Genomic DNA, 379 nt, shown 5'->3' with positions numbered 1-379 from the left:
CCTGCCGGCGCTGCACAACGCCGGCGTGGCGATCGACCGTGAACAGGCGCACTCGCTGCGCGTGGACGGCCAGCGTCACTTCGTCACCAGCCTGTCGGTGGATGCCGCCAGCGCCGCCAGCCTGGCCAAGGCCGACATCGTGCCGGTCGCGCAGGAACTGTTCGCCGCACTGTTCAACAACGAAGCCGAAGACGGCCGCCTGAATGGCCTGGTCATCGAAGGCGGCTTGAGCGTGCGCCAGGTACAACTGGTACGCGCCTACATGAGCTACTGGCGCCAGACCGGCAGCCGTTTCTCGGTGCGCTACATCGCCGAGACGCTGCGCAAGCAGCCGGTGGTGGTCAAGCAGCTGGTGGACGCCTTCCTGCAACGCTTCAAC

The 379-nt window shown here is 66.8% G+C and carries 1 protein-coding gene; it reads left to right on the top strand.

Going from position 1 to position 379, the window contains the following annotated elements; all coding sequences use genetic code 11:
- Positions 1-379, top strand: a 379-nt coding sequence (locus JNB89_RS30845; protein WP_220364738.1) for an NAD-glutamate dehydrogenase domain-containing protein, incomplete at both ends; no start/stop codon positions are given.

The organism is Paraburkholderia phenoliruptrix, assembly GCF_019511605.1.
Classification (GTDB): Bacteria; Pseudomonadota; Gammaproteobacteria; order Burkholderiales; family Burkholderiaceae; genus Paraburkholderia; species Paraburkholderia phenoliruptrix_A.
The sequence above is the reverse complement of the archived record's forward strand: the minus strand, read 5'-3'. Positions and strand labels throughout refer to the sequence as shown.